21 protein-coding genes and 1 tRNA gene are annotated in these 20,381 nt (G+C 64.8%); 12 read left to right on the forward strand and 10 right to left on the reverse strand.

Features of this window, described 5'->3' with window-relative positions:
* Positions 1–154: 154 nt before the first annotated feature.
* Positions 155–229: transfer RNA gene (locus tag EB231_RS04805), tRNA-Gly, on the reverse strand.
* Positions 230–439: 210 nt separating this feature from the next.
* Between EB231_RS04805 and EB231_RS04810 the strand changes: the two genes are divergently transcribed.
* The 4 genes from EB231_RS04810 (at position 440) to EB231_RS04825 (ending at position 3,162) form a co-directional block, all read left to right on the forward strand.
* Positions 440–937 (forward strand): prolyl-tRNA synthetase associated domain-containing protein, encoded by a 498-nt coding sequence (locus EB231_RS04810; protein ID WP_172347829.1) that lies wholly within the window; start codon positions 440–442, stop codon positions 935–937.
* Between the two features lie 84 nt (positions 938–1,021).
* Positions 1,022–2,032 carry a thioredoxin gene (gene trxA / locus EB231_RS04815; RefSeq protein WP_172347830.1) on the forward strand — a complete coding sequence of 337 codons (1,011 nt, stop codon included), beginning with the start codon at positions 1,022–1,024 and terminating at the stop codon, positions 2,030–2,032.
* A 122-nt stretch (positions 2,033–2,154) separates the two neighbouring features.
* A complete protein-coding gene (locus EB231_RS04820) occupies positions 2,155–2,826 on the forward strand; it encodes an LON peptidase substrate-binding domain-containing protein (protein ID WP_172347831.1) in 672 nt (223 codons plus the stop codon).
* Between the two features lie 93 nt (positions 2,827–2,919).
* Positions 2,920–3,162, forward strand: a complete 243-nt coding sequence (locus EB231_RS04825) for a Trm112 family protein (protein WP_172347832.1) — start codon at positions 2,920–2,922, stop codon at positions 3,160–3,162.
* Between the two features lie 263 nt (positions 3,163–3,425).
* On the opposite strand, the gene EB231_RS04830 is transcribed toward EB231_RS04825, so the two are convergent.
* Genes EB231_RS04830 through EB231_RS35065 form a run of 3 tightly spaced genes read right to left on the reverse strand, consistent with a single transcriptional unit; the run spans position 3,426 to position 9,230 of the window.
* Positions 3,426–6,761, reverse strand: a complete 3,336-nt coding sequence (locus EB231_RS04830; RefSeq protein WP_172347833.1) for an error-prone DNA polymerase — start codon at positions 6,759–6,761, stop codon at positions 3,426–3,428.
* Entirely contained in the window at positions 6,758–8,233 is a 1,476-nt protein-coding gene (locus tag EB231_RS04835) for a DNA polymerase Y family protein (RefSeq protein ID WP_246740880.1), read from the reverse strand. The genes EB231_RS04830 and EB231_RS04835 overlap by 4 nt, the downstream gene beginning before the upstream one ends.
* Positions 8,175–9,230: an ImuA family protein gene (locus tag EB231_RS35065; protein WP_246740881.1), complete on the reverse strand. Its 1,056-nt coding sequence runs from the start codon at positions 9,228–9,230 to the stop codon at positions 8,175–8,177. The genes EB231_RS04835 and EB231_RS35065 overlap by 59 nt, the downstream gene beginning before the upstream one ends.
* A gap of 171 nt (positions 9,231–9,401) precedes the next feature.
* Here EB231_RS35065 and EB231_RS04840 point away from each other — a divergent pair, with 171 nt between their 5' ends.
* Positions 9,402–9,824 (forward strand): metallopeptidase family protein, encoded by a 423-nt coding sequence (locus tag EB231_RS04840; protein ID WP_027055474.1) that lies wholly within the window; start codon positions 9,402–9,404, stop codon positions 9,822–9,824.
* Between the two features lie 19 nt (positions 9,825–9,843).
* Here EB231_RS04840 and EB231_RS04845 read toward each other — a convergent pair whose 3' ends face one another.
* Both EB231_RS04845 and EB231_RS04850 read right to left on the reverse strand, forming a co-directional pair.
* Positions 9,844–10,050, reverse strand: a complete 207-nt coding sequence (locus tag EB231_RS04845) for a DUF1737 domain-containing protein (protein ID WP_027047555.1) — start codon at positions 10,048–10,050, stop codon at positions 9,844–9,846.
* A gap of 36 nt (positions 10,051–10,086) precedes the next feature.
* Positions 10,087–10,977: an HpcH/HpaI aldolase/citrate lyase family protein gene (locus EB231_RS04850; RefSeq protein WP_172347835.1), complete on the reverse strand. Its 891-nt coding sequence runs from the start codon at positions 10,975–10,977 to the stop codon at positions 10,087–10,089.
* Positions 10,978–11,144: 167 nt separating this feature from the next.
* On the opposite strand from EB231_RS04850, the gene EB231_RS04855 reads away from it, so the two are divergent.
* The 5 genes from EB231_RS04855 (at position 11,145) to EB231_RS04875 (ending at position 16,375) form a co-directional block, all read left to right on the forward strand.
* On the forward strand, positions 11,145–11,312 hold the full coding sequence (locus EB231_RS04855) for a hypothetical protein (RefSeq protein ID WP_172347836.1): 168 nt from the start codon (positions 11,145–11,147) through the stop codon (positions 11,310–11,312).
* Positions 11,309–12,856 carry a DUF4153 domain-containing protein gene (locus tag EB231_RS04860; RefSeq protein ID WP_172347837.1) on the forward strand — a complete coding sequence of 516 codons (1,548 nt, stop codon included), beginning with the start codon at positions 11,309–11,311 and terminating at the stop codon, positions 12,854–12,856. Before EB231_RS04855 ends, EB231_RS04860 begins: the two co-directional genes overlap by 4 nt.
* 3 nt (positions 12,857–12,859) lie before the next feature.
* A complete protein-coding gene (locus EB231_RS04865) occupies positions 12,860–13,552 on the forward strand; it encodes a response regulator transcription factor (RefSeq protein WP_172347838.1) in 693 nt (230 codons plus the stop codon).
* Positions 13,543–15,141, forward strand: a complete 1,599-nt coding sequence (locus tag EB231_RS04870) for an ATP-binding protein (protein WP_172347839.1) — start codon at positions 13,543–13,545, stop codon at positions 15,139–15,141. Before EB231_RS04865 ends, EB231_RS04870 begins: the two co-directional genes overlap by 10 nt.
* Positions 15,142–15,208: 67 nt before the next feature.
* Positions 15,209–16,375: an NAD(P)/FAD-dependent oxidoreductase gene (locus EB231_RS04875; RefSeq protein ID WP_172347840.1), complete on the forward strand. Its 1,167-nt coding sequence runs from the start codon at positions 15,209–15,211 to the stop codon at positions 16,373–16,375.
* Positions 16,376–16,432: 57 nt separating this feature from the next.
* Here EB231_RS04875 and EB231_RS04880 read toward each other — a convergent pair whose 3' ends face one another.
* The 4 genes from EB231_RS04880 to EB231_RS04895 are packed head-to-tail and all read right to left on the reverse strand — an operon-like array spanning position 16,433 to position 18,524.
* Positions 16,433–17,179: a DUF72 domain-containing protein gene (locus tag EB231_RS04880; protein ID WP_172347841.1), complete on the reverse strand. Its 747-nt coding sequence runs from the start codon at positions 17,177–17,179 to the stop codon at positions 16,433–16,435.
* A gap of 52 nt (positions 17,180–17,231) precedes the next feature.
* On the reverse strand, positions 17,232–17,723 hold the full coding sequence (locus EB231_RS04885; protein WP_172347842.1) for an SRPBCC family protein: 492 nt from the start codon (positions 17,721–17,723) through the stop codon (positions 17,232–17,234).
* A 43-nt stretch (positions 17,724–17,766) separates the two neighbouring features.
* Positions 17,767–18,213 (reverse strand): SRPBCC family protein, encoded by a 447-nt coding sequence (locus tag EB231_RS04890; RefSeq protein ID WP_172347843.1) that lies wholly within the window; start codon positions 18,211–18,213, stop codon positions 17,767–17,769.
* Entirely contained in the window at positions 18,213–18,524 is a 312-nt protein-coding gene (locus EB231_RS04895) for an ArsR/SmtB family transcription factor (protein WP_056576380.1), read from the reverse strand. The genes EB231_RS04890 and EB231_RS04895 overlap by 1 nt, the downstream gene beginning before the upstream one ends.
* A 239-nt stretch (positions 18,525–18,763) precedes the next feature.
* Between EB231_RS04895 and leuD the strand changes: the two genes are divergently transcribed.
* Together leuD and EB231_RS04905 are read left to right on the forward strand one after the other, a co-directional pair.
* The gene (gene leuD, locus EB231_RS04900; protein ID WP_056574414.1) at positions 18,764–19,369 is read left to right on the forward strand and encodes a 3-isopropylmalate dehydratase small subunit; all 606 of its coding nucleotides are present in this window, start codon (positions 18,764–18,766) and stop codon (positions 19,367–19,369) included.
* Between the two features lie 63 nt (positions 19,370–19,432).
* Positions 19,433–20,371, forward strand: a complete 939-nt coding sequence (locus tag EB231_RS04905; protein ID WP_172347844.1) for a hypothetical protein — start codon at positions 19,433–19,435, stop codon at positions 20,369–20,371.
* Positions 20,372–20,381: the final 10 nt, after the last annotated feature.

Below are 20,381 nucleotides of genomic sequence, written 5' to 3' on the forward strand. Positions count from 1 at the left end.
CGAGCGGGAAGCGTTCCCCGCTGTAACCTTATGTGACTTCTGAGCGGGTGTGATAGGCGCTTCGGCCAAAGGCACCCCAGCCTGCACTGGCCCAAAATGCGAAAAAGCCGCGGCGGACCGCGGCTTTTCGATGCTTGATTTCCCTGGAGGAAATTGGAGCGGGTGAAGCGATTCGAACGCTCGACCCCAACCTTGGCAAGGTTGTGCTCTACCCCTGAGCTACACCCGCTCACACGGCGTCTTGGCCGCAAGCCGGGCCTATATGGCTGAAGAGCGCGGCGATTGCAACAGGGAAATCGCAGCCTTTTTACAACCTCTCGAGTGATGCCGGCAAACCGCCGCGATGCGCGGATTTCATTGTGCCATCGCGCGATGGTCTTGTGTCTGACGCCTCATTGGCCGTAAACGGCGAGGCAGAAAACGGACAAAGAAGAAACCAATGCCGAAGACCGAAGCCGAGCTTTTTGCCTTTCTTGCCGAACTGGGCATCGCCGTTTCGACGAAACGCCATCCGCCGCTCTATACGGTGGCCGATTCGCAGGCGCTGCGCGGCGAAATCGCCGGCGGGCACACCAAGAACCTGTTCCTGAAGGACAAGAAGGACAATTTCTTCCTGGTTACCGTCGGCGAGGACGCCGTCGTCGACCTGAAGCAGATCCACCAGCTGATCGGCGCCGCCAGCCGTGTCTCCTTCGGCAAACCGGAGATGCTGATGGAGCTTCTGGGCGTTTCGCCGGGCGCGGTCACCGTCTTTGGCGTCATCAACGACACGGCAAACAAGGTGAAGCTGGTGCTCGACAAGGATTTGATGGATCATGCCGTCATCAATGCGCATCCGCTGACCAATGAGGCGACGACATCGATCGCGGCGGCCGATCTCATCAGATTCGTCGAGGCAACCGGGCATGATGCTGCTATCTTGAAAGTCTCGGCATGATCGCCACATGGATGACGAAACCGACTTCCAATGAAGACATTGCGCCGACCCGCGGGCCGGCGGCGCGACCGAAAGGGTGACGAGATGAGCGACAACAATCCGTTTGGCGGGTCATTCGGCAGCAATGGCGGCCAGTATGCCACATCAGTACAATATGGCGGAACGGCACCCGCGCCAGCAAAGGTCGCGCTTGGCGACGCGCCGGGCGCAGCCCCTGTCACGGGCGACGTCATCAAGGACACGACGACCGCCGCCTTCGCCGCCGACGTCATCCAGGAATCGCGCCGCCAGCCCGTGCTGGTCGATTTCTGGGCGCCATGGTGCGGGCCTTGCAAGCAGCTGACGCCGCAGCTTGAAAAGGCGGTCAGGGCCGCCGGCGGCAAGGTCAAGCTGGTCAAGATGAACATCGACGACCACCCCTCGATCGCCGGCCAGCTCGGCATCCAGTCCATTCCGGCGGTCATCGCCTTCAAGGATGGCCAGCCGGTCGACGGCTTCATGGGCGCGATCCCGGAGAGCCAGATCGCCGAATTCATCACCAAGGTCGGCGGCAAGGGCAATGGCGCCCCGGCCGTGGCCGAGGCGCTGGCGGCAGCGACGGAAGCCCGCGACGCCGGCGACATGCAGACCGCCGCCGACATTTTTGACGCCATCCTGGCGCAGGCGCCGGAGACGGTCGAGGCGATCGCCGGGCTGGGTGACCTGCTGTTCGAGGCCGGCGACACGGAAGGCGCCGAGGCGTTGCTGGCAACAGCGCCGGACGCCAAGAAGGATGCGCCGGCGCTTGCCGCGCTGCGTGCCAAGATGGCGCTTGCCGCGCAAGCGGCGACGCTCGGCAATCCCGCCGAGTTCGAGCGGCGCCTGGCGGAAAATCCCAGGGATCATCAGGCCCGTTTCGATCTGGCCATGATCCAGAACGCCAAGGGCGAACGCACGGCGGCGGCGGACAATCTGCTCGCCATCATCAAGGCCGACCGCGCCTGGAACGAGGATGGCGCCAGGACGCAATTGCTGCAATTCTTCGAGGCCTGGGGCATGACCGACGAGGCGACGCTGGCGGCGCGGCGCAAATTGTCGGCGCTGCTGTTTTCCTGAGCCGGCGGCTCAATCGTCGCATGGGCTTGGCGTCGGCGGTGGCCGCGCCAGATTAGGTAGCTGACTTCGGCAGGCCGATGTTCCTGTGGCGGGAGGCCGAAGAAGTCGATCGGAGGAATGAGGTGCAAGCGGGAAACGCGCATTACCGGCTCGCCAAGGATCTGCCGTCGACGATCCCGATCTTTCCGCTCGAGGGGGCGCTTCTGCTGCCGGGCGGCCGTATGCCGCTCAACATCTTCGAGCCGCGCTACCTGCAAATGGTGGACGAGGCGGTCGCCGGCTCGCGGCTGATCGGCGTCATCCAGCCCCGTCTCGACGGCGCGCTGCGCGACGATGGCGAGCCGGAGCTCTGCAATGTCGGCTGCGCCGGCCGCATCATCGCTTTTTCCGAAACCGGCGACGGCCGTTACCTGATTTCGCTGCAAGGCGTGTGCCGCTTCCGCATCGCCCATGAGCTGACGGTCAAGACGCCGTTTCGCCAGGCTAAACCCGCGCCGTTCCTCGCCGATCTCGATGACGATCCGGCGGCGAACGAGATCGATCGGCCGGCGCTGCTGAAGGCATTTCGCGCCTATCTGCAGGCAAATGACCTCGAAGCCGACTGGGAAAGCGTCAGCCGCGCCGAAAATGCCATGCTGGTCAACGCGCTGTCGATGATGGCGCCCTATGGTCCGGCCGAGAAGCAGGCGCTGCTCGAAGCGGCGGATTTGAAGACGCGCGCCGAAACGCTGATCGCCATCACCGAAATGGCGCTGGCGCGCGAGAATGAGGATTTTGGCTCGAGTCTACAGTAAGATGTGCCGATATTCAGGTGATGCCGGCCATTTTCGACTCGGCCTGACCTGAATCTCAACGCATGTTCCGATAGTTGGTCAGGAGGCGACACGGTGGCGGCGGATGGGCGTGACGGAAAGAATTTCAATGTCGACCCCAAGTTGCTGGAGCTCCTGGCCTGCCCGCTGACCAAGGGGCCGCTGGCCTGGGATCCGGAGCGCGGCGAGTTGGTCTCGCGGGTCGCCAAGCTCGCCTATCCAGTGCGCGACGGCATTCCGATCATGCTGCCCTCCGAGGCGCGGACGCTTTCGGCGGAAGATGTGCTGGCGCCGCCGCGGCTGGGTGGGCCTTCGTAGGAGGTGCAGAGCCGCCAGTCGCTTCGTCATCCCGGGGCGAAGCAGCCGCGCAGCGGCGTCGCGGAGACCCTGGGATCCATGCCTCGACGCATGTGACGTGCGAAAGCGGGCCAGAGCCGGGTGCCTTTCTTCCTACGAGTAGAGACGCTATTCTGGACCGTGGCGCTCTTTGATCGCTGTCGCGGCATGGGTCCTCGGGTCTCCGCGGCGGAGCTTCGCTCCTGCTCCGCCCGTGGGTGGTGAGGCGAAGCCGGCGCCGTACGCTACTGAAAATTCCGTCCCTTGGGCATGACCCTTTCCGCTTCTTCCGACAGTGTTGCGAGGTCCTGCCTAGCTGGCGCCGTTTGGCTGGAGCGCCCCGGCCCTCCCTCGGAGGCGTGTCGCGTGGCCGGCGCTCCGGCTCCACTGACCTTCTCCAGAAGCACGGTCAGCCAGGGCGTCAGATCCTCGATCTTCTCGGCGACGATATGGACCACACCCGATTCCGACTGCAATTTGCCGGTGACCTTCACGAACCGCGCACCCATGACGATGGGGCGGAAGCGGGTAAAGGTTCGCTCCCAGAAGATGACGTTGGCGACGGCCTTGTCGTCCTCAAGCGTCAGGAAGATCGCATTGCCCTTGCCGGGGCGCTGGCGCACCAGCACGAGGCCGGCAACGGAGACGCGCCTGCCGTCGCGCTGGGAAGGCAGGTTGGCATTGGGCGTGACGCCGGCGCGGTCGAGCCGTTCGCGCAGGAAGGCGACGGGATGTGCCTTCAGCGACAGGCCGAGCGAGCGGTAGTCGTGGATGACGTGTTCGCCGAGCGGCATTTTCGGCAGCTTCGTCTCGGGCTCGAGTTCGCGCAGGCGCAGCGCCGGCTGGTCGAACAGCGGCAGCTTTTCGGCCGCACTCCTGGCACCCAGCGCGCGCACCTCCCACAGCGCGGCACGGCGGTCGAGGCCGATTGAACGGAAGGCATCGGCCTGCGCCAGCCTCTCGATCTCGTCGACATCGAGGCCGGAGCGCAGCCAGACATCCCGGACGGTTTCGTAGCCTGAGCCGCGCCGCTTTGCGAAATCCTCCATGCGTTCCTTTGAAAGACCCTTGATCTGCCGGAAGCCAAGCCGCAGCGCATGATCTGTCTCGATGACACCGCGCATCTCGGCATGACGCGGCAGAATGCGGGCAGGATCGAAAGGCGCTTTTTCCAGGGTACAGTCCCATACGGAATAGTTGACGTCGACCTCGCGGATGTCGACGCCATGGTCGCGCGCGTCGCGTACCAATTGCGCCGGCTGGTAGAATCCCATCGGCTGCGAATTCAGGATCGCGGCGCAGAACACGTCGGGATAGAAGGTCTTGAACCAGCACGAGGCATAGACGAGCAAGGCGAAGGAGGCGGCATGGCTTTCGGGAAAGCCATATTCGCCAAAGCCTTCGATCTGCTTGAAGCAGCGCTCGGCGAAGTCCTTGGTGTAGCCCTTGCCGACCATGCCATTGATCATGCGGTCGCGATAATTGCCGATGGTGCCAGTGCGCTTGAAAGTGGCCATGGCGCGGCGCAGTTCATCGGCTTCGCCCGGCTTGAAGCCGCCGGCGACGATGGCGATCTTCATCGCCTGTTCCTGAAACAGCGGCACGCCAAGCGTCCTGCCGAGGATGTCTTTCAATTCCGCCTTCTGATATTCGGCCTTCTCCTTACCTTGCCGGCGGCGCAGATAGGGATGGACCATGTCGCCCTGGATAGGGCCGGGCCGAACGATCGCCACCTCGATGACAAGGTCATAGAAATCGCGCGGCTGGAGCCTTGGCAGCATCGACATCTGCGCGCGAGACTCGATCTGGAAGACGCCGAGCGTATCGGCGCGGCAGATCATGTCGTAGACACGCCTGTCTTCCGGCGGCAAGGTGGCCAGCACATAGGGTTGGCCGTAGGGATCCCGGGCTTTTGGATAGTGCTCCGTAAGCAGAGTGAAGGCGCGCTGCAGGCAGGTCAGCATGCCGAGCGCCAGCACATCCACTTTGAGGATCTTCACCGAGTCGAGATCGTCCTTGTCCCATTCGACCATCTTGCGCTGGTCCATCGCCGTCTTGACGATGGGCACGATCTCGTCGAGGCGGTCCCTGGTGATGACGAAGCCGCCGACATGCTGGGAGAGGTGACGGGGAAAGCCCATGATCTCGTTGGCGCGTTCCATCACATGCCGCGACGTGGGGTCGCTTCGGTCAAGGCCGCCGGCGCGAGCTTCCTTCTCGCCGAGCTCCGAGGTCGACCAGCCCCAGATCGAACCGGATAATGACGCCCTGACATCCTCCGACAGCCCCATCGCCTTGGAGACCTCGCGCAGCGCCGAGCGGCCGCGATAGCTGATGACGGCGGCCGCGAGCGCGGTGCGCTTGGAGCTGTATTTGGTATAGATGTACTGCATCACCTCTTCGCGTCGTTCATGCTCGAAGTCGACGTCGATGTCGGGCGGTTCATTCCTTTCTTCGGAAATGAAACGCTCGAACAGCGTATCGATCTTGTCCGGCCCCACCTCGGTGATGCCGATACAGAAGCAGATGATGGAATTGGCGGCAGATCCACGGCCCTGGCAGAGGATATTCTGGCTGCGGGCGAATTTGATGATGTCGTAGACGGTCAGGAAATAGCGGGCGTAATTCAGCCGCTCGATCAGAGCGAGCTCTTCCTGAATGCGTTTTATGACGCTGGTGGGGACACCGCCCGGGAAGCGCTTGGCCGCGCCTTCTCGCGCCAGCCTTTCCAGCTCGGCCTGCGGGCCAAGGCCCGATTCCGTCGGCTCGTCGGGGTAGTTGTACTGGAGGTCGCTGAGCGAGAAGGTCAGCTCCTCCCCGAAACGCAGCGTCTCGGCCAGCGCTTGCGGGTGCCTGCGGAACAGACGCGCCATCTCCAGCGGCGGCTTCAGGTGACGCTCGGCGTTGGCGGTGAGCTCAAGGCCGACCTCGGCGACGGCCGTGTTGAGGCGGATCGCGGTCAGCACGTCCTGCAGCGGGCGTCGTTCGGCTGTGTGGTAGAGGACATCGTTGGTCGCCATCAGCGGGATGCCGGCACTCTCTGCCAACGCCGCCGCCTGCTCGATCCGGAAACGGTCATTGCCGGCATAACAGGGCGAGACGCCAAGCCGCAGGGCTTGGCCGAAGCGATCCTTGAGCTGGCGAAGCAGGGCAAGACCGCCTTGCGCGTCCGCTACCAGATCGGGCAGGACCGCCAGCGACATCAGGTCCCCCCATTCCAGGAGGTCGCCGCGCTGGAGAAGCGTGGCGCCCTTTTCGGTCTCGTCACGCAGATTGGCCTGGGTGAGCATGCGGCACAGATGCCCCCAGCCCGCACGGTTCCGGGGATAGGCGAGAATGTCCGGCGTGCCGTCGCCGAAAACCAGCCGGCAGCCGGGGTGATAGGAGAGTTTTTCGACCTTGGCCTGCTGCCAGGCGCGCACCACGCCGGCAACCGTGTTGCGGTCGGCAAGGCCGATCGCGGAGAATCCCAGGAGCTTGGCCGCGACCACCAGTTCCTCCGGCTTGGAGGCGCCGCGCAGGAAGGAGAAATTCGACTGGATGCCGAACTCGGCATAGGGAATGACGGTCAGCGCATTCATGCGAAGACCCCGTGCATGAACCAGCGCGGCGGCACCTGCGGGTTGCCATAAAGGCCTTGCCGGTAGAGCCAGAAGCGGCGGCCGTCGGCATCCTCGATGCGGAAATAGTCACGGGTGGATGTGGCCGGATCGCTTGACGCCTCACGCCACCATTCGGCGGCGATGCGTTCCGGACCTTCGACCCGGGTGACGCGGTAGAGCGCGCGCCGCCAGCGGAAGTGCAGCGGCGGCCCCTCCGGCATTTCGGTAGCGGGCACCTCGATGGGTTCGGGCGCGCGGAACAGCCGGATCGGCCGCTCCGGTGGGAAGATGGTTCTGGGCGCCTGCATCCTGTCCGGCTTCTTCGGCGGCGTGGTCCGGCGCGGGGCCTCGGTGAAAGGGACGATGGCGACGGCGCGTTCCGGCAGATGGCTTTCCACGGCGACCGGTTGCAGCACCGCGCCCTCGCCGAGCCGGGCACGGATGCGGTCGGCGAACAGCGCGATATCGGCGCCATCGTCGGCCACCTCGCCCGTCAGGTCGGCCTGCGCCATGTCGAAAGCGGCGACAGCCAGCACGGAGAGCCGCACCAGGTCGAAGCCATAGCCGGCATCGATACCTTGCTCGAGTGCCGCCAGCCTTTCATGGAACAGCTTCTGGATCAGCCGGGGATCGCGCATCGGCCGCGAGGTGCCCAGCGCAATGCGGCTGACCGCGCCGTCGACGCGGAAGAGCAGCAGCGCCAGCGTCCTGGCGCCCTCGCCCCGGCGCTCGAGATCGGTCTTCAAGGTCGTCGCCAGCAGGCCGACCAGCCGTTCGATGTCCTCGGTCAGCGTGACGGGCTCGGCGAGATGGCGCTCGACCGAAAGCGGCGCGACGGGAAGGCGCGGCGAGACCGCCTCGTCGAGGCGGCCAAGCGCCTGGTCGAGGCGCAGCAGCAAGGCGGCGCCGAAGCGGCGGGCGAGCGGTGCGCGCGGTGCGGCCATGACGGCGCCCGCCGTGCGCAGGCCGACGCTCTCCAGGCTGGCGCGGGTTTCCGGCACTATGCGCAATGCGGCGAGCGGCAAGGGCGCCAGCAGTGCTTCCTCCTCGCCGCCGGCGACGATGCGGTCGCCGCAAAAGCGTGCCGCCGCCCAGGCCGCCCCCGGCGTCGGGGCAAGGCCGGCGCGGACATCGAACCCCTGATGGAAGAAGCGCGACAGTATGTCGTCCAGCATGGCGCGTTCGCCACCGAACAGATGAGTGCAGCCGGTGACGTCGAGGAACAGGCCGTCCGTCCCGTCCAGCGCCACCAGCGGGGTGTAGCGGTCGCACCAGTCGGCAAGGCCTTCGAGCAGGCGGCGGTCGGCTTCCGGATCGGCCTCGACGATGTCGATCGAGGGATGCATGGCGCGCGCATCGGCAATGCCCATGTCGCGCTTCAGGTGCAGCGCCTCAGCCCGCTCGTCGAGGGCCGAGATGCGCTGCGCGTTGCCCTGGCGGTGGCTGACCACCAGTGGCGGATGATCCGACGACGGCCGGGAACGCCAGGACCGCCCCAGACGCTGCCGCAGGATCCTTTCGGCCGCGAGGTAGGGAAACCACAGGGACAGGATTCTTTGGCCGGTCTGCCCGTCTTTCCTCGCTTCGTCTTTCTTCGCCCCATCTCTCGTCGAATACGCGTTCATCGGGGTTCCACTCCAGTGTGAATTGTCCTGGCAGGGCCGTGCGGCTCTTGCCGATGGTAATGGTGAAGGCAGGGCGGCCGATCGAACCGGCGAGCGGCCCGGCGATCGTGGCGCGCGGCACGGCCGGCGCCGACGCGACGATGAGGCGGACGGGCGCCGCCGTCGGTTCGGGCTCGGCCGCCTGCCGCAGCAGGAACACCGGCCGGCCGGCGCTTGCCGCCCTTGCATGCAGCCGGCGCGTCGCGGTCAGGTCCAGCCGCTGCGGGTTGCCGCGAATTTCCAGGATGACGGCGGCGAGTGCCGTCATCCGGGCGGCCTCCTCGGCGACCCACAGCGCATCGACGAGCCTGGGCGCCTCGGAAAACAGCAATTGCCGGGGCTCGATGCCGAATGAGGCATGCAGCCCCCTGGCATAGGGAAAGCCAGCCTCGCCAAAGATCTCCGATGTACCGATCCACAGCACCGGCAGTCCGTGTGCCTGCTTCAGGATCAGGCTGGTGAGCGACAGAGCGAAGCCGGCGATGGCTCCGGCATCGCGGGTTTGCCCGCCATGGATTTCGCTCAAGGCGGCTTTCGGCAGGCCGCCGCTCAGGGCGGCATCGAGGCGCTCGACGCCGATGGGCAGGAAGGCATCCGGCAAGGCCGCGGCAAGGCCGCGTCGAACGATTGTGAGATCGGCACTGGACGTGACATCGGCGCTGGCGTCGGCATCAAGCGGCGCGGCGGCCGGCGCCTGCAGGCGCTCGGGCAGCGTTCCCTCGATTTTCGCGATCTGGCGGCGCAGGGCAAAAACAGTCTCCCGCGCCACGGCGCTCATCGCCATGACGGTCAGCTTCCACTCACAATTGTTCCTGTTATGTTCCTATAGATTCCAGAGGGCGATTGAAGAGTCAAGCAGAGTCACAAGGAATTTATTCCTCATCCCGTGCGCCTCAGCCCTGTTATTTGCCTCGACCGGTGCGAAAGCCTATATGCCGGGATCAAAGGACAAAGCATGGCCCGCATCTACAAAACCCGCACCTGGCATGGCGAACTTGCGCCCTCGATGGAGGAGCTGGAGTTCCTCGCGCTGGAGGCCTATGCCCATTTGCCGGAGGACTTTCGCAAGCTGACCGGCGAGATCGTCATCCAGATCGCCGAGTTCCCGACCGACGAAATCATGGACGACCTGTCGCTGGAAACGCCGTTCGACCTGCTCGGCCTGTTCGAGGGACGCGGCATCGCCGAGCGCTGGAACCCGCAGACCGGCGAAGGCCCGAACCGCATCACGCTCTACCGACGCGCCATGCTCGACTACTGGGCCGAAAACGAGGAAACGCTGGGCGACATCGTCACCCATGTGCTGATCCACGAGATCGGCCACCATTTCGGCCTGTCGGACGATGATATGGAGCGGATCGAGGAAGCGGCTGAATAAGCTCGAAGAGAGGAAGCCCCTACCAATCACTAAGCTTGGTGTCCGGCCCGTATTCCTGGCCGTCGACGTCCTTCACCACGGCCTGGCCGCAGCGCATGGTCTTGGCTTTCTTGTCATAGGCATAGGTCGGCGAGCCGAACAGGTGCCAGCCCTTGTTCAGCGCCGCCGTCACCTTGTGGCAGAAGCTGGCGTCGTCCGGGCCGGTCAGAAAGCGGTAGAGTTTCATTTTCTCAAGTCCTGTCGTGAATGAACTTGGCCGCGATCATGCGCCGATGGCGGCGGCCTTCGCCAGCAGTTTTTCGGCCTGCGCCAGGTGCAGCCGCTCGACCATTCTGCCATTCAGCGCGATCACGCCCTTGCCATTGTTTTCGGCAAGGGCAAACGCGTCCTTCACCAGGCGCGCCTCGGTCAGCGCCGCCGGCGATGGCGCGAAGGCGCGGTTCGCCGCGTCGATCTGGGCCGGATGGATGAGGGTCTTGCCGTCGAAGCCCATGGCCGCCGCTTCCGCGCACTCGCGGGCAAAGGCGTCGAGATCGCGAAAATCGTTGGCTACGCCGTCGAGCATGTCGAGACCGCCGGCGCGAGCGGCCAGCACCATCTGCATCAGCCACGGCACGAGGTAGCGCCGGTCCGGCGTCGCCAGCACGCCGGTGTCCTTGGCAAGGTCATTCGTTCCGGCAACGAAACAATTCAGCCGTGAGGCGGGATCGCGGCCAAGCTCGGCGATCGCGCCGATGTTGAGCATGGCCTTGGGCGTCTCGATCATCGCCCACAGCTTCACGCTGTCGGGGGCAAAATTGTCATCGAGCACGTCGCCGACCTCAAGGATATCGCGCGGTGTGGCGACCTTGGACAACAGGATGCCGTCGGGCTCGAATTTTGCCGCGGCAAGCAGGTCGTCGGCGCCCCATTCGCTGGCCAGCGCATTGACCCGCACCACCATCTCGCAGCGGCGGCCAAGGGCGACCGGGCGATTGTCGAAAATGCCAGCCAGCTTTTCGCGGGCGGCGACCTTGTCGGCCGGGGCGACGGCATCCTCGAGGTCGATGATGACGGCATCACAGGCAAGCTGCGCGATCTTGGCCAGTGCCTTGTCGTTGGAGGCCGGGACATAGAGCACCGAGCGACGCGGGCGGTAGGGTTCGGTTGTCATGCTCGATCTATGCCGTCTGTGGATGGTCGAGGCAAGCGTCCGACCGGTACCTGACACGAGCCAGTCGTCGAAGTTGGCACAGGCCCTGCACGAAAACTGCACACGCCTGCGGAAAAGCTCCTCGGATCCGCCCTGCTGTTTCCCTGCCGGCCTGCGAGACGGGCGGCATGCAAAAGCGAGCAAAACCCCGTTGGTCCCTGCCCTACCGGCTGCGCAGCGAAGGCTGGTGGCTGGTCGATCCGCCGCGCGCGAATCCCGCGGCGATCCTCATTCCCTTTGTCCGCAAGAGCTTGCCGGCCATGCGGTCGGTCGCGATCAGGAAGGTCCGTTCATGACATCGTTTCTCACAGCGGCACCGAGCTATTGCAGCCGCTTCGGTATTGCCGTCCTGCTGGTCGTGCTGGCGGATTTTCTCTTCTATGGTCAGCCCGCCGGCATCACGGTTTTCCTGTTCGCCCTCCTGATCGCCGCGGCGATCGTGGCCGTGCATCCCGCTGCCTTCAGCGACGGCAGGGTCTGGCTCAAGGCCTCCGCCTTGCTTGTCGCGTTGCTGCCGCTCGCTGAAAATGTCAGCGCCCCGTCGGCCGCGATCGCGCTTGCGGCCCTGGTCGTGTTCGCGCTTTCGCTGAGCGGCCGCTTGCGATACCGCATCGCCCGCATGGCCGGCCAGATCGCACTGTTTTTGCTGGCGGCACCGTTCCGGTTCGCCAATGATTTCATCCGCTGGCGCAAGACCGCGCGCCGGTTCGGCGGGCGCCGCATCCGGCTGGCGGCGATCGCGGTCTGGGTAATGCCGCTGACGCTGGGCGCTGTCTTCCTGGCGCTGTTCGGCGCCGCCAATCCGGTCATCGACTACTGGCTGTCGCTGATCGACCTGGTGAAGCTGCTCGATCTCATCCAGCTGACGCGGATTGCCTTCTGGCTGTTCGTGCTCGCCGGCGTCTGGGCTTTTCTGCGGCCACGCCTGCCGCGGTTCCGGCAGCGCATCCCTCGGCCGAACCATCCCCCCGCCGATGCCCAACCGGCGGCCGTCCCGGACAGGCATGTCGTCGAGGACATCGTGTTCGGCAAGGCAGCCATCCTGCGCGCGCTTGTCGTCTTCAACATCCTGTTCGCGCTGCAGACCGGGCTCGACGCCACCTATCTGTGGGGCGGGGCCGCGCTTCCCGACGGGCTGAGCTATGCCGCCTATGCCCATCGCGGCGCCTATCCCTTGATCGTCACGGCGCTGCTTGCCGCCGGTTTTGTCCTTGCGGCGCTCAGGCCCGGAAGCGAAACCTCGGCGGATCCGCTCATCCGCCGGCTGGTCTATGCCTGGGTCGGGCAGAACATCATGCTTGTCATCTCGTCGATCCTGCGGCTCGACCTCTATGTCGGCATCTACGCGCTGACCTACTGGCGCATCGCCGCGTTCGTCTGGATGGGGCTGGTGGCGGCGGGCCTTGCACTGATCATCGCCCGCATCGCGCTTGGAAAATCCAATGAATGGCTCTTGTCCGCCAATCTTCTGACGTTATCGGCGGTGCTTTATGCCTGCTGCTTCATCAACTTCGCGGCCACGATCGCCAACTACAATGTCGACCATTCCTTCGAGATGACCGGCCAGGGCATTCCCCTCGACGCCTGGTATCTGCGCTCGCTCGGTCCGGGCGCGTTTCCGGCGCTGGATCGCTTCTTCGATCATCAAGGCAGGACGGCTGAAGCCGGCGCCACACTCGAACTGGCGAGACTGCGTGCCGTCGATGAAGGCTGGTACCGAACCGTTCAGGAAAACTGGCGCGCCTGGAGTTTTCGCGATTGGCGCCTGCTTCGATATCTCGACACCAGGGGGCCGTTCGTGGTTCCTGATGCCACCAAACCGTACGGGACGGGCCGCTGATCCATGCCGCATCACATCCTCGTCGCCGACGATGATCCGCATATCCGCGAAGTGATCTGCTTCGCGCTGGAAAAGGCCGGCATGAAGACTTCAGCCGTTTCCGATGGCGCCGCCGCCCTGCAGGCGGTCGAACGGCATCCGCCCGACCTCATCGTGCTCGATATCGGCATGCCCGAGATGGACGGGCTGGAGGTCTGCCGGCGGCTCAGGCAGCGATCCGACGTGCCGGTGCTGTTCCTGTCGGCGCGAGACGAAGAGATCGACCGCATCCTCGGTCTCGAAATGGGCGGCGACGACTATGTGACGAAGCCGTTCAGTCCGCGCGAGCTCGTCGCTCGTGTCAACGTCATCCTGCGGCGTGCCCGCCCGGCGGCGCCCGAACCGGCCGACGACAGGCAGTTTTCGCATGGCAAGCTCACTCTGGCGCCGGCCAGCCACGCGGCCGCCTTCAACGGTGAGCCGCTTGCCCTGACGGGGATCGAGTTCTCGATCCTGAGAGGGTTTCTGGCGCGGCCCACGCATGTGCTCGACCGCGATGCGGTGATGGCCAATGCCTATGCCGGCAGGATCCATGTCGCCGACCGCACAGTCGACAGCCATATCCGCAACATCCGCGCCAAGCTGGCGGCGGCGGGTTGCCAGGAGGTCATCGAGACCGTGCACGGTGTCGGCTTCCGGCTCGGCCGATGCGGCTGACGAGCAAATGGATCGGCCGCAAATGGCGGCCACGGCTCGCCACGGTCGTCGTCGCCATCCTGATCCTGGTGATGGCGCTGCCGCTGGTCGGCCTGTTCTTCTTCCGCCTCTACGAGAACCAGCTGATCCGCCAGACCGAGGCGGAGCTGATCGCGCAAGGGGCGGCCATCGCCGCCATCTATGCCCAGCAGGTGCGTGACGCCGGCATTGCGCCGGACAAGCTTGGCGCGCCGATCCCGCAGCCGGACGGAAGTGCAAGCCGAGGCGTCAACCCCGACGGACCCTACCGGCCGATCGAGCCCCGCCTCGATCTCGCCTCCGACACCGTGCTGCCGACCCGGCCGGCGGCGATACCAGCCACCGCCGATCCCGCCTTCGCCGCGATCGGTGCGCGCCTGTCCGGCATTCTCGACGCCACGCAGAAAACCACGCTGGCCGGCTTCCGGCTGCTTGACGCCAGGGGCATCGTCATCGCCGGGCGCGAGGAGGTCGGGCAGTCGCTGGCCGACGTCCGGGAGGTGCGTGAAGCACTTGCCGGCCGCTATGCCAGCGCGCTCCGGCTGCGCATCCCCGACCAGCCGGCGCCGCCACTCTATTCGGTCAGCCGCGGCACCAGGGTGCGTGTCTTCGTCGCCATGCCGGTAGCCGTCGAGGGCAAGGTGGCCGGCGTGGTTTACGTGTCGCGGACGCCCAACAACATCGTCAAACATCTCTATGGCGAGCGCGGCAAGGTGACCTTGGCGGCGATTGCCATTCTCGGCGGCACGCTGCTCATCGGCCTCGTCTTCCTGCGCACCGTCAGCCGGCCGATCTATGCGCTGATCGACCGCACCCAGCGTATCGCCGCCGGCGAGCGCGACGCGATCCGGCCGCTCGACCATCACGGCACCTACGAGATGGCCGAGCTTTCCGCCGCCTTCCTCGACATGGCCGAAAAGCTGCAGGCGCGCTCGGACTCGATCCAGACCTTCGCCACCCATGTCTCGCACGAGCTCAAATCGCCGCTGACGGCGATCCAGGGCGCGGCGGAACTGCTGCGCGATTCCGGCAGCGCGATGGACGATGCCGAGCGGCGGCGCTTCTCAGACAATATCGTCACCGATGCCGGGCGGCTCAATCTGCTGGTGCGCCGGCTCCTCGATCTGGCGAAAGCCGAAAACCTCGCACCCAGCGGCGAAAGCACCTCGATCGATGCCGCGCTGGCGCTGCTGCCCGTCGACAGCAGGCTGGCGGTTCGCGTCGAGGCCGGCGGCGATCTGGCCCTGCGCATATCGGGCGAGAACGGAGCAATCGTGCTTGCCAATCTCATCGACAATTCCGCCAGGCACGGCGCGACGCAGGTTTCGATCACGGCGGCAAGTGCCGGCGGCAAGGCAACGGTGCTGGTCGGCGACGACGGCGCCGGCATTTCGCCGAGCAACCGGGCGCGCATCTTCGAGCCGTTCTTCACCACGCGGCGCGATACTGGCGGCACCGGCATGGGCCTCGGCATCGTGCTGGCCCTCCTGAAAGCGCATGATGGCTCGATCGGGCTGGTTGACTCCGAACGCGGCACGCGCTTCGAGATCATTCTGCCTTTATCAAGCTGAGCATGATCTTATCCGAAAACCGGTACCCACTTTTCGGGATCATGCTCTGGAAGCTGGAGCCGAAAAAATGCGCTACGACATCGTCATCATCGGCGGAGCCATCGTTGGGTCCTCCATTGCCTACTACCTGCGCGAGGAAGGGTTTTCCGGCTCGATCGCGCTGATCGAGCGCGATCCGCAATTCGCGCATGCCGCGACGACACTGTCCCTGGCCTCGATCCGCCAGCAATTCTCGATCCCGGAAAACATCCGGCTGTCGCAATTCACGCTGAAACTGTTCCGGCGGCTGAAGGAAGAATTCGGCGCGGACGCCGATATCGGATTTCGCGAGGGCGGCTACCTCATCCTCGCCGGGGAGAATGGCCTGCCGATCCTCAAGGCCAATCACGAGGCGCAGATGGCCGAGGGCGCCGACATCGTGCTCGAGGACGCCGAGCAACTGGCGCAGCGCTTCGCGTGGCTGTCGACCGAAGGTATTTCCGCCGGCGCCTATGGCCGGACCGGCGAAGGCTGGTTCGACGCGCATGCCATGCTGATGCTGTTCCGCAAGGCGCTGCGTGACAAGAAGATCGATTTCATCAGCGCTTCGGTCACCGCCGTCGCGCGCGACGGCAACCGCGTCACCGGCGTCTCCCTCGACAATGGCCAGACGCTTGCTGCCGGCATCGTCGTCAACGCCGCCGGGCCGAACGCCGGCAAGGTCGCGGCTTTTGCCCAGCTTTCGCTGCCGGTCGAGCCGCGCAAGCGCAACGTCTTCGTCTTCGAGGCGCGCGAGAAATATGCCGACATGCCGCTGCTGGTCGATCCCTCCGGCATTTATGTGCGCCCGGAAGGCTCGGTCTACCTCACCGGCGGGGCCGAGCCGGAAGAGGGCGACGGCCCGGCCGATCCCACCGATTTCGAGGTCGACTGGCCGCTGTTCGAAGAGGTGATCTGGCCGGCGCTGGCGACCCGCATTCCGGCCTTCGAGGCGATCAAGCCGACCCGCGCCTGGGCCGGGCATTATGACTACAACACGCTGGATCAGAACGCCGTGATCGGTCCGCATCCCGAGGTTCGCAATTTCCTCTTCGCCAACGGCTTTTCCGGCCACGGCCTGCAGCAGGCGCCGGCGGTGGGCAAGGCGCTTGCGGAGTTCCTGGTGCATGGCGGATATCGGACGATCGATTGCTCGGCGTTTGGCTATGAGCGGGTGGCCGAGGGACGGGCTTTCCGGGAACTGAATGTGATTTGAGCGAGGCGGGCAAGGATTCTAGGGCCTGCGCCGCGTCGCTTCGCTCCTTGCTCCGCCCTAGAATGACGAAGTTCGGGGTATCACCGCATCAACCCTGAGAGCGTTGCCGAGAGCATGTCCGGCAGCCGTATTGTCGAAAATTCCCCAGACTTGCGCCCCCGATGCGGCCGTTGCTTGCACCTGCCGGCTGATGCGGTCGAGGCTTTCGGCATCGTAGTCCGAATAGTAGACACGCGGCACGCCATGCCAGCGAAAATAGGCAAGGGCAGACCAGCCACCCGGCACTGCCGCGGCCGGGACCGGAGCCGGGTCGGCGGCAACACGCGCGATCCGCCTGCCGGCCAGAAGCGCTTCCGCCTCTGCTTCAAACCAGCTGGGGTGGCGCGGCTCGCATGCCAGCCTGGCTCGACTGCGCCTTCCCAGCATGTCGAAGAAACCGTCGGCGACGTCCGGCTCGAAGGCCAAGCTCGGCGGCAGCTGCACCAGAAGGACGCTCAGTTTTTCATCGAGACCGTCAACCTGCTGAAGAAAGGCATCGGCAAAAGCCTCGCAGCCCACGAGGCGATTTTCATGTGTCATCGCTTTCGGCGTCTTGACGGCAAAGCGGAAATGCTCCGGCACGGAGCCTGCCCAGCGTTCATAGGTCTCGCGGCGATGCGGCTTGTAAAAGGATGTGTCGATCTCGACGATCGGAAAGTGCTGGGCATAGCGTTCGAGATGCGACCCGGATTGCGGGAAGTCTTCCTTGTAGCGCGTCGGAATGCCCCAGCCAGCCGTACCTATGAAACATCCCTGCTTATCCATGCATGGGATGTGGACCAGATGAGGTGCGGGTCAAGGCGGGGCGACCCGCCGTCTAAGCCGCCGCCAGTCTTCCAGCCTCGACATAGGCCTGCAGCCAGGCCAGCACCCGGCCCCAGCCCTCGGTATGTTCGACCGCCGCTTCGGTCAGCCCGGCAAAACCGCCATGACAGATGGTGAGGCGCGTGCCCCTGGCGATCGGCTGCAGTAGCCAGGCGACGGTCGTTTGCCGCCGGCCAAGCGTCGGGTGATCCCATGCATAGGCCCGCGTCTGCACGATCCGGCTCGGGGCTTCGATCTCGAGGAATTCGCCACCGGCCGGCAGGCTCCTGTCGTCAGCGGTCCGGACGACAACCGTCCAGAGGCCGCCGACGCGAAGGTCTGCCGACCAGTCGGCCATCCGGTAGGTATCGGCGGATCCCCACCATCGCTCGACTTCTCTCGTGACCAGCGCCGTGAAGATGCGTTCCGGCGGCGCCGCGATCTCGGCGGATGCCATGATCGTCTCGCCATTGGTCATGCTCTGTATCCTGGGAACATGCATCATGGATGCCTCCAAAGATATTTGGTTCGGTATCGAAACGATCCTTTTATCCCTTCGATGGCGGGCGCTCAAAACCCTTGCCGGTCTCGAGCAGGCTCTTGAGGCTGGCCAGCACCAGCGGCCAACCCCTGGCGACGTTACCGATCAGTTTGTGCGGTCCGTCGGCTTCATGGGTCACGGCAAGCTTCATCAGCTCGCCATCCTGCTCGATCGCGAAGGTGCAGCGCGTGTAGCCGTCTTCCCTGACCTCGGGCATCCATTCATTGCGCCATTTGATGACCAGGCGCCGCGGCGGGTCGATCTCGAGGATCTCGCCGCTGTCGGCGACACGTCCGTCAGGCAGGATCAGCTTCCAGCTGGAGCCCACTTTCCACTCGCTCTCCTGATAGGAGCAGAGGAAGAACTGCCGGTTGAACTCCGGGTCGGTCAGGGCCTCCCAGAGCTTTTCGGCCGTGGTGCGGATGTAAGTTACGTAAACGAAACTGTTGCTCATCAGTCTTTCCTTTCGAGGCGTCTTTTCAAGTCGCTGAGGGCGGTCAGTTGCCCCCGCTCGAATTTGCCGATCCAGCGCTCGGCGATCTCGTTGATCGGAACCGGGTTGAGGTAATGCTCCTTCTCGCGCCCCTTGCGGATGGTGGTGACGAGGTTTGCTTCTTCCAGGATCGCCAGATGCTTGGTCACCGCCTGGCGCGTCATGTCCATCTCCGCGCACAGCGCGTTCAGCGTCTGGCCGTTCCTGGCGTGGAGGCTGTCCAGCAATTGCCGGCGTGTCGGGTCGGCCAGCGCGCGAAAGACTGCATCCATGCTCATGGCCTTAATATGCAACCATTTGGTTGCATGTCAAGCGGCAAGATCTCGCCCCGTTGGCAACCGGATGCGGCCACGGCGGAAAAATATCAGCCCTTGCAAAACCGCAGCCACTTCTGGGCGCCATGCATCACCCCTTGCGCGGGCGTGCACGAACAGTTGGCTTTTATTTGCCCGCGGCTTTGTGTAAACGGAGCTTCAGCAAATCCCCCGCAACGAAAACACGGGCCAAAGCCATGGAAAAATTCACCAAGCTCACCGGCGTCGCCGCTCCGATGCCGATCGTCAATGTCGACACCGACATGATCATCCCGAAGGATTATCTGAAGACGATCAAGCGCACCGGGCTCGGCACCGGCCTGTTCGCCGAGATGCGTTACAAGGATGACGGTTCGGAAAACCCGGATTTCGTGCTCAACAAGCCGGCCTACCGCAAGGCGCAGATCCTGGTCGCCGGCGACAATTTCGGCTGCGGTTCGAGCCGCGAGCACGCGCCGTGGGCGCTGCTCGATTTCGGCATACGCTGCGTCATCTCGACCTCGTTCGCCGACATCTTCTACAACAACTGCTTCAAGAACGGCGTGCTGCCGATCACCGTCAGCCCCGAGGATCTCGAGAAGCTGATGGATGACGCCTCGCGCGGCTCCAACGCAACCCTGTCGATCGACCTCGAAGCCAAGGAAATCCGCGGCCCCGATGGCGGCGTCGTCACCTTCGACCTCGACGACTTCAAGCGGCACTGCATGCTCAACGGCCTCGACGACATCGGCCTGACCATGGAGAAGGCCGGCGCCATCGCCTCGTTCGAGAAGAGGAACGCCGAGCAGCGCCCCTGGGCCTGAACGGCACCACCCGATCCGGCCGCTTTCAGGCCGGGCTCGCATCGACTGAGGGGAGGGACAGTCATGGCACGTTCGCTTCTTGCCGGCGTTTGCGGGCTGGCCTTGTTGCTGCTTCCCACCATGGGCGGCTTTGCGCAGACGCAGACGCCCGCCGCGCAGCAGACGCCCGCGGCAGCCCAGAAGCCGACCGACCCGGGAGCGTCAAGCACCAGCGACGCGGCGCCCGCCGGCGATGACAGCCAGGCGCCGATACCGTTCGAGGGCGGCCAACTGACCATCACGCAGCCGGAGCAGGATGGCGAGAAGGTGCTCGCCTATGACGGCAAGCAGTTGGCCAGCAACTACGATGTCTTCTTCGACAAGATCGTGAAGATCGGCGACGTCAATGTGGCGCTGGTCGATGTCGGCGACGGCGGCAATCAATGCGGCCCGGCAAAGGTGATCGTGTGGAAGCCGCAAGGTGGCGAGATCCAGACCACGACGGTCGAACAGGACGAATGCGGCGCGCCACCGGCGGCAATCTCCGACAGCGCCATTTATTTCGTGCCCTATCTGCTGCCGGGCGATGAGAAGCCGGCCTTGCAATGGTCGCCGACATCGGGGCTGACGACATCAGGCAATCTGACCTACATGCCCGAACCCGGCACCGACTGGAAGGATATCGACCCGTCGAAATACGACAACATCATCGATGCCTTCCACAATGAGGCCGTCTACAAGGAAGCCGAAAAGCTGCTCGGCAAGGACATGCCCGACATGGCGACCAGCCTGCTGGTCGGCGGCGGCACCGAAAAGACCGCTTCAGGCGCATTCTATGCCAGCGGCTGCGTGCCGCATGACTGTGGCGGCAATGACGGCTTCATGGCGGTCGACCCGGCCAAGCACAAGCTCTACTTCGCCCGTCGGGGGGACAAGCCCGAGCCGGACGCCTGGCCGCCGACGGCGGCATGGCCGGCCGATGTCAAGGAAGCACTGGACAAGGCGCTTGGGTCGCCCAATTAACGGGTCGCCA

It is taken from the genome of Mesorhizobium sp. NZP2298 (assembly GCF_013170825.1).
GTDB lineage: Bacteria > Pseudomonadota > Alphaproteobacteria > Rhizobiales > Rhizobiaceae > Mesorhizobium.

Excerpts from the sequence above, each read along its gene's own strand:
- EB231_RS04810 (WP_172347829.1), top strand. The coding sequence starts at position 440 with ATGCCGAAGACCGAAGCCGAGCTTTTTGCCTTTCTTGCCGAACTGGGC.
- trxA (WP_172347830.1), top strand. The coding sequence starts at position 1,022 with ATGAGCGACAACAATCCGTTTGGCGGGTCATTCGGCAGCAATGGCGGC.
- EB231_RS04830 (WP_172347833.1), bottom strand. The coding sequence starts at position 6,761 with ATGAATGCGCTGACCGTCATTCCCTATGCCGAGTTCGGCATCCAGTCG.
- EB231_RS35065 (WP_246740881.1), bottom strand. The coding sequence starts at position 9,230 with ATGGCGATGAGCGCCGTGGCGCGGGAGACTGTTTTTGCCCTGCGCCGC.
- EB231_RS04840 (WP_027055474.1), top strand. The coding sequence starts at position 9,402 with ATGGCCCGCATCTACAAAACCCGCACCTGGCATGGCGAACTTGCGCCC.
- EB231_RS04845 (WP_027047555.1), bottom strand. The coding sequence starts at position 10,050 with ATGAAACTCTACCGCTTTCTGACCGGCCCGGACGACGCCAGCTTCTGC.
- EB231_RS04850 (WP_172347835.1), bottom strand. The coding sequence starts at position 10,977 with ATGACAACCGAACCCTACCGCCCGCGTCGCTCGGTGCTCTATGTCCCG.
- EB231_RS04855 (WP_172347836.1), top strand. The coding sequence starts at position 11,145 with ATGCAAAAGCGAGCAAAACCCCGTTGGTCCCTGCCCTACCGGCTGCGC.
- EB231_RS04860 (WP_172347837.1), top strand. The coding sequence starts at position 11,309 with ATGACATCGTTTCTCACAGCGGCACCGAGCTATTGCAGCCGCTTCGGT.
- EB231_RS04865 (WP_172347838.1), top strand. The coding sequence starts at position 12,860 with ATGCCGCATCACATCCTCGTCGCCGACGATGATCCGCATATCCGCGAA.
- EB231_RS04870 (WP_172347839.1), top strand. The coding sequence starts at position 13,543 with ATGCGGCTGACGAGCAAATGGATCGGCCGCAAATGGCGGCCACGGCTC.
- EB231_RS04875 (WP_172347840.1), top strand. The coding sequence starts at position 15,209 with ATGCGCTACGACATCGTCATCATCGGCGGAGCCATCGTTGGGTCCTCC.
- EB231_RS04880 (WP_172347841.1), bottom strand. The coding sequence starts at position 17,179 with ATGGATAAGCAGGGATGTTTCATAGGTACGGCTGGCTGGGGCATTCCG.
- EB231_RS04885 (WP_172347842.1), bottom strand. The coding sequence starts at position 17,723 with ATGATGCATGTTCCCAGGATACAGAGCATGACCAATGGCGAGACGATC.
- EB231_RS04890 (WP_172347843.1), bottom strand. The coding sequence starts at position 18,213 with ATGAGCAACAGTTTCGTTTACGTAACTTACATCCGCACCACGGCCGAA.
- EB231_RS04895 (WP_056576380.1), bottom strand. The coding sequence starts at position 18,524 with ATGGATGCAGTCTTTCGCGCGCTGGCCGACCCGACACGCCGGCAATTG.
- leuD (WP_056574414.1), top strand. The coding sequence starts at position 18,764 with ATGGAAAAATTCACCAAGCTCACCGGCGTCGCCGCTCCGATGCCGATC.
- EB231_RS04905 (WP_172347844.1), top strand. The coding sequence starts at position 19,433 with ATGGCACGTTCGCTTCTTGCCGGCGTTTGCGGGCTGGCCTTGTTGCTG.